At 75.8% G+C, this 5,594-nt stretch carries 6 protein-coding genes; 4 read left to right on the forward strand and 2 right to left on the reverse strand.

Translation table 11 applies throughout. The annotated features are described in order from the left end of the window. The 3 genes from BG452_RS28715 to BG452_RS28725 form a co-directional block, all read left to right on the forward strand. Positions 1–836, forward strand: an 836-nt coding sequence (locus tag BG452_RS28715) for a hypothetical protein (RefSeq protein ID WP_188307265.1), incomplete at its 5' end; no start/stop codon positions are given. Between the two features lie 185 nt (positions 837–1,021). Next, positions 1,022–2,797 carry a helix-turn-helix transcriptional regulator gene (locus tag BG452_RS28720; protein WP_188307266.1) on the forward strand — a complete coding sequence of 592 codons (1,776 nt, stop codon included), beginning with the start codon at positions 1,022–1,024 and terminating at the stop codon, positions 2,795–2,797. A gap of 111 nt (positions 2,798–2,908) precedes the next feature. Then, a complete protein-coding gene (locus tag BG452_RS28725; protein WP_223242869.1) occupies positions 2,909–3,142 on the forward strand; it encodes an alpha/beta hydrolase in 234 nt (77 codons plus the stop codon). A gap of 24 nt (positions 3,143–3,166) precedes the next feature. On the opposite strand, the gene BG452_RS28730 is transcribed toward BG452_RS28725, so the two are convergent. Continuing rightward, a complete protein-coding gene (locus tag BG452_RS28730; RefSeq protein ID WP_188307267.1) occupies positions 3,167–4,132 on the reverse strand; it encodes a molybdopterin-dependent oxidoreductase in 966 nt (321 codons plus the stop codon). A gap of 182 nt (positions 4,133–4,314) precedes the next feature. Between BG452_RS28730 and BG452_RS28735 the strand changes: the two genes are divergently transcribed. Beyond that, on the forward strand, positions 4,315–4,716 hold the full coding sequence (locus BG452_RS28735; protein WP_188307268.1) for a VOC family protein: 402 nt from the start codon (positions 4,315–4,317) through the stop codon (positions 4,714–4,716). Between the two features lie 7 nt (positions 4,717–4,723). On the opposite strand, the gene BG452_RS28740 is transcribed toward BG452_RS28735, so the two are convergent. Continuing rightward, positions 4,724–5,437 (reverse strand): helix-turn-helix domain-containing protein, encoded by a 714-nt coding sequence (locus BG452_RS28740; protein WP_188307269.1) that lies wholly within the window; start codon positions 5,435–5,437, stop codon positions 4,724–4,726. Positions 5,438–5,594 lie beyond the last annotated feature (157 nt).

Consider the following 5,594-nt stretch of genomic DNA (forward strand, 5'->3'; position numbering starts at 1 on the left):
CGCTGCTGGTGGCCGCGGTGCCGGAGCACGGCGTGCCCCGGGCGCTGAGCGTGGAGACCACGCTCACCCAGGGCATCTGGGCGGTCGCCCCGGCCGCGGTGGCGTTCCTGGCCCTGGGCGCGACGCCCGGCGCGCCGCTCGGACTCGCCGCCTGCTGCGCCGCGCTGGCCGCGTTCGGGGTCCGGTTGCTGCCGGATCTCGGCACCGGTCAGGAGCAGGCCGACCAGGAAGCAGGCCGGCAGGTCTCCCGGGGGCGGGCGTTGGCGGCCGGCTGGCCGGTCTACCTGACCAGCGCCGCCGCGATGGCCCTGCTGGCCACCGCCGAGCTGGTGCTGCCCGCCCTGCTGGAGTCGCGTGGGCTGCCGGTCAGTTGGTCGGGCCCGCTGCTGACCGCGTTCTCGGTCGCCAGTGTGGTCGGCGGTCTGCTGTACGGCGCCCGGCGGTGGCCGGGCGGTCCGCGGGCGCAGAGTCTGGTGCTGCTGGTCGCGATGGCGGCGTTCGTGGCCCTGATCGCGGTGCTGCCCGGCTTGGTGGGCATCGCCGTGGGGCTGGTCCTGGCCGGGGCGTTCAAGTCGGGGGTGATGGTCACCCGCAACCTGTCGCTGCGCGAGCGGGTGCCGGCCGGGATGCTCGCGGCCGGGTACTCCGTCATGTACGCCGTGCAGGGCGTCGGTTACAGCCTCACCGCCTCGCTCGCCGCGCTGATCCTGGCCAACGCCGCGCCGGGCGCGGCGGTGCTGTGCGGCGCGGCGCTGACCCTGCTGCTCACCCTCGTCAGCGCCTCGGCCGAACGCCGTTCGCACGGAGCGCACTTGGAGGCTCGCGACACCTCCTGACCACGGATCGCACACCGACGTTCCGTCCCGTGACGTTTAACGGCGTGTTCACACCAAAGGCCGATCAAGGACCGTAGAATCCTTTCCGTGCCCGGGACTTGACACCGTCCCGGGCGCCGTGGTGAACCAGCGCGAGACGATCGATCCGCGGCCGCCCCGCGTGCCGCGGACACGGGGAGAGCGGTGTGAACCCATTGTCCTTGTCACTGCCGTCGGCGGTGCCCGCCAGCACCGCCGACCCACTCATCGGCATCACCGAGAAGCGCGCGGACTCGACACTCCTGAGTTCCGCCCGCCTGCTCGCCGCCCAGGGCAGCGCCGACCAGATCGGCGCGCTGCTGCGCGCCCTCGTCACCGACCCGCTCGGGCTGCTGCGGGCCCTGGCCTCGGTCGGCTCCCTCGACCGCGCCGTGGACCTCCTCGGCACGGCCCTGACCCTCGGCCTGCCCGCGGAGCTCAACGCCCGCCTGCGGTGCCTGCTGGTCGAACTGCGGCTGGCCGGCGGGGACGTCCGCCTGGCCCTCGCCACCGCCGAGGAGATCCTCGGCCGCGGCACCGCCGGTTCGGCCGAACTGCCGGACACCGTCCGCAGTGCCGTCCTGGCCGGACGCGCCTTCGGCCGGTACTTCCAGGACGCCGACCGGGGCCGCCGGCACGCCGAGTCCGTGCTGCGCGGCTACGACGAGCGGATCACCCCGGACGCGGAGCTGCTCGCCGCCACGGCCGTCCTCTCCGACCTGGTGCTCGCCGACGGACGCCTCGCCGAAGGGCTGCGGCTGGCCCGGTCCGCTGCGGCCGGTGCGAGCGCCATGCCCTCGCCGGTCTGGCGCGCCTACCTCCGCCTGGTGCTCGCCGACCGGCTCGTCGACGTCGGCGCCCACGCCGAGGCCGAATCCACCGTACGGACCGCCGTCGCCGACCTGACCGGGCTGGGCGGCGGCGGGATGGACTCCGTCGTCGCCCTGCACCGGGCCCGGCTGCTGGGCCACCGGGGCCGGCTCGCCGAAGCCCGCGACGAGGCCCAGCAGGCGCTCGCGGCGGCGATGTGCCGGGGCACCCTGCTGTACGTGCCGCCGCTGCTGGCCACCCTCGGGGAGCTCGCCCTCAGGTTCGGCGACCACCACGGCGCCGAGGCCTTCGTCCGCCGCTACCGCCAGGCCCTCGCCGACGGCGCCGGCCGGATGCCCTCACCGGTCTACGACTGGGTCGAGCTGCAGGTCACCGCCGCCCGGCACGGGGCGCACGCCGCGCTGGAGCAGCTCGAACCGCGCTACTCCGACCCGGCGTCGCGGGCCGCGCTCTTCACCCGCCAACCGGGCGCCGCCGCCTGGTTCGTCCGGACCGCCCTGGAAGCCGGGGACCCGCACTGGGCCGTGATCGCTGCCCAGGAGGCCGAGCGGCTCGCCGAGGACAACCCCGGCATCGCCCCCCTCGCGGCCGCCGCCGGGCACGCCGTCAGCCTGCTGCACGGCGACCCGGACGGCCTGGTGCGCGCGGCCACCGACCACGGCCACCACTGGGCCCGGACCGCCGCCGCCGAGGACCTCGCGGCCCTGCTCGACGCCCGCTCCCGCCGACGGGACCCCTTCGCGACCGTCACGGACGCCCCACCCCGGCCCCGGCCGGCCGGCCCCGCACCGTCGACAGCCGTCCGGGCCGCAGCCGTACCGGCCACTCCGACCCCGGTGCTCACCCTGCCCGCCCCCGACCCGGGCGCCCGCGCGGCCGAGGAGAACGCCGACGCCCTGAGCGACGTCGAACGCACCGTGGCCCACCTGGTCAGCCAGGGCCTCACCAACCAGCAGGTGGCCTCCCGGATCCACCGCTCCCCGCACACCGTCAACTACCACCTGCGCAACATCTTCCGGAAGGTCGGGCTCAGCTCCCGGGTCGACCTGGCCCGCCACGCCCACCTCTGGGCCGTCGACCGCCCCGGCATCGCCGACCTCGGGATGTACTGACCGGGCGCCCTCACGCCCCGGGCGCGGCCCCGCCCGGGGCCGGCCGCGCGGGCTGGTCGGGCTGGTCGGGCTGGTCGGGCTGGTCGAGGAGCAGCTGGACGCCGTCGAGGAATGGAGTTCTCCGAGCGGCTCCAGCTGGAGGCCGCGGCCTTCGACGAGCGGGCGGAGGGGACGGAGTTCCGGATCCCGTTCTTCGCCTTCCAGGGCGACGGCGACGTCCTCACCCCGCCCGCACCGGCGAAGCGGTTCTTCGACGACGTCACCGCCCCGGTCAAGGAGTTCGCGCCGATCCGGAACGCCGGCCACTTCGCGAGCTTCCGCCACCCGACCAGTTCCTCGACCTGATGCCGGCCAAGGTCCGCCCGGCGGTCACCGCCCAGCCGGCCGCCCACTGACCGCCGCGGTCACCCGTATCTCGTGGACGGCGTTCCGGTCCCCGTCGAGCGGCTGGACCCGCCCGGCGGAGTCGGTGGCCCGACAGCGGACGCGGTGCGGCCCCGGGGCGAGGTCGTACCGCAGCCGGAACCGCTGCCAACTCGGGTGCGGGCCGCGCCCGTCCAGCTCGGCGGGCTGCCAGTCGCCGTCGTCCACGGCGATCTCGACGGCCGTCACCTCGGTGGAACTCCAGGCGTAGCCCGCCAGTTCGGCGGCTCCGGCCGGCACGGTGGCGCCGTCCGGCGGGCTGAGCAGCTTGCTGCTGACGTCCTTCTCGCGGACCGGCCGGGCCTCGCTCTCCCCCGGCAGCACCCGGGTGTAGAGCCGGGTGGTGAAGAGGTGCTCGGGGCGTTCGGCGGCCAGCACCACGCGCGTCAGCCACTTGACCGAGTTGGTGCCGAACATCCGGGGCGCCACCGCCCGCACGGGGTACCCGTGGTCGGGGCGCAGCGCCTCACCGTTCATCCGGTGCGCGAGGAACACCTCGGTCCGCGCCTCCTCCAGCGGCAGGTCCTTGAGGTAGCTCACACCGCTCTCCCCCGCGAAGTCGCCGCGGTCGGCGCCCTCCAGCCAGACGTGCCGGGCCTCCGGGCGCGGCCCGGCCAGCTCCAGCACCTCGGCGAGCGGGACCCCGACCCAGTCCACGTTGGTGACGGCCCGGGTGGGCACGGTGGGGCGCAGCGGATTGCCGAAGCACTCGTGGACGGCGGTGAACCGGCGCTGCGGGAGGCCCTGGAGGGCCCGGAAGTCCAGCCGCAGCGGCCGCTCCACCAGGCCTTCGACGGTGAGCGTCCAGGTGTCGGCATCGAGCCCCGAATGCCGGGCGAGGTGGCTGCGGATGAAGACCTCCTCGACCGGCGTGAGGAAGACGTCGGGCGTCTCCGGATCCGTTCTGAACATGCGCCACACCCCCGTGCTGAAACGACTGTTGCCATGATCGACAGTACTAGGAGCGGCTGACAACGGGCCGCCCGGCACCGGCCGGCCTCAAAGCGGCCGCGAGGGGAGCGGCCGGACCCGAGGCGGCCGGGGTGTCCGATTCGTTCAAGACCCCCGCCCGCGGCCCGCCTACCGTGACGGACATGAACAGCACCCCCGCACCGCAGTTCGCCTTCATCGGTCTCGCCGTCTCCGACATGGCCGCCTCGGTGGCCTTCTACCGGCGGCTGGGGCTCGCCTTCCCCGAGGGCTCCGAGCAGCAGCCGCACGCCGAGGCGGAGCTGCCCGGCGGCCTGCTGCTGGTCCTCGACGCCGAGTCGACCATCCGCTCCTTCCACCCCGACTGGCAGCCGCCGACCGGCGGCGCACGGGCGGCGCTGGCGTTCCGCTGCCAGAGCCCGGCGCACGTGGACGCGGTGTACCAGGAGCTGACCGCCGCCGGGTACCACGGGGAGCTGAAGCCCTGGGACGCCTTCTGGGGCCAGCGCTACGCCTCGCTGCGCGACCCGGACGGCAACGGGGTCGACCTGCTCGCACCCCTCTAGCCCGCTCTCACAGCAGCGCCGTCACCTTCGTCCCCGCCAACTCCCGTACGTCCCGCGCCAGGTGCGCCTGGTCCGCGTAGCCCGTCCGGGCCGCCGTCTCGGCGAGCGGGACGCCGGAGCGGGCCAGTCCGAGGGCGCGCTGCAGCCGCAGGATCCGGGCCAGTGTCTTGGGGCCGTAGCCGAAGGCGGCCAGTGAGCGACGGTGCAGCTGCCGGGCGCCGAGGCCGACCGCCTCGGCCGTGGCCGCGACGCTGTGCCCGGCGGCGAGCGCGTCGGCCACCGCCCGTACCAGCCGGTCCTCGGGCCGCGTGGTGGCCGCCAGGCGCAGTGCCAGCTGTTCCAGGGCGGCGGCCGGGTCGGCGGCGGCGTCGGTCCGTTCGGTCAGCCGCCGTACCTCGCCACCGGGCCACAGGTCGGCCAACTCGACTCGGCGGTCGCGCAGTTCGTGCGCCGGGAGGCCGAGCAGGGCCGGTCCGGCGCCGGGGCGGAAGCGGATGCCCGCCCACGGTCCGCGCAGTCCCGGTCCGGGCCGGAACGCCCGGGTGTCCGGCCCGGCGACCAGCAGCCGGCCTTCGGTCCACAGCAGGTCCATGCAGCCGTCCGGCAACACCAGCCCGCCCGCGCCGCCGTCCGCCGCACCGCCGTCCGCCGCGTCGGCGCCCTTCGTCCACAGCACCGCCCCGGGCAGCCGGGACGGGCGCTCCGCGTAGTGGCTGGGCATGCTCGAAGGCTACGCGCGCCGGACGGCCGCCCGTCGGCACCGGGTCCGAGCGCCCCGGGGGCGGGCGGGCGAGCACCCGCCCCGAGTCGAAGGGGCGCGCCGGTGGCGAAAGGGAGAAGCGACCAGCGAGGTACGAGTGCCGGAGGGCCGACCGTCG

The organism is Streptomyces sp. CBMA123 (assembly GCF_014596465.1).
Taxonomy (GTDB): Bacteria; Actinomycetota; Actinomycetes; order Streptomycetales; family Streptomycetaceae; genus Kitasatospora.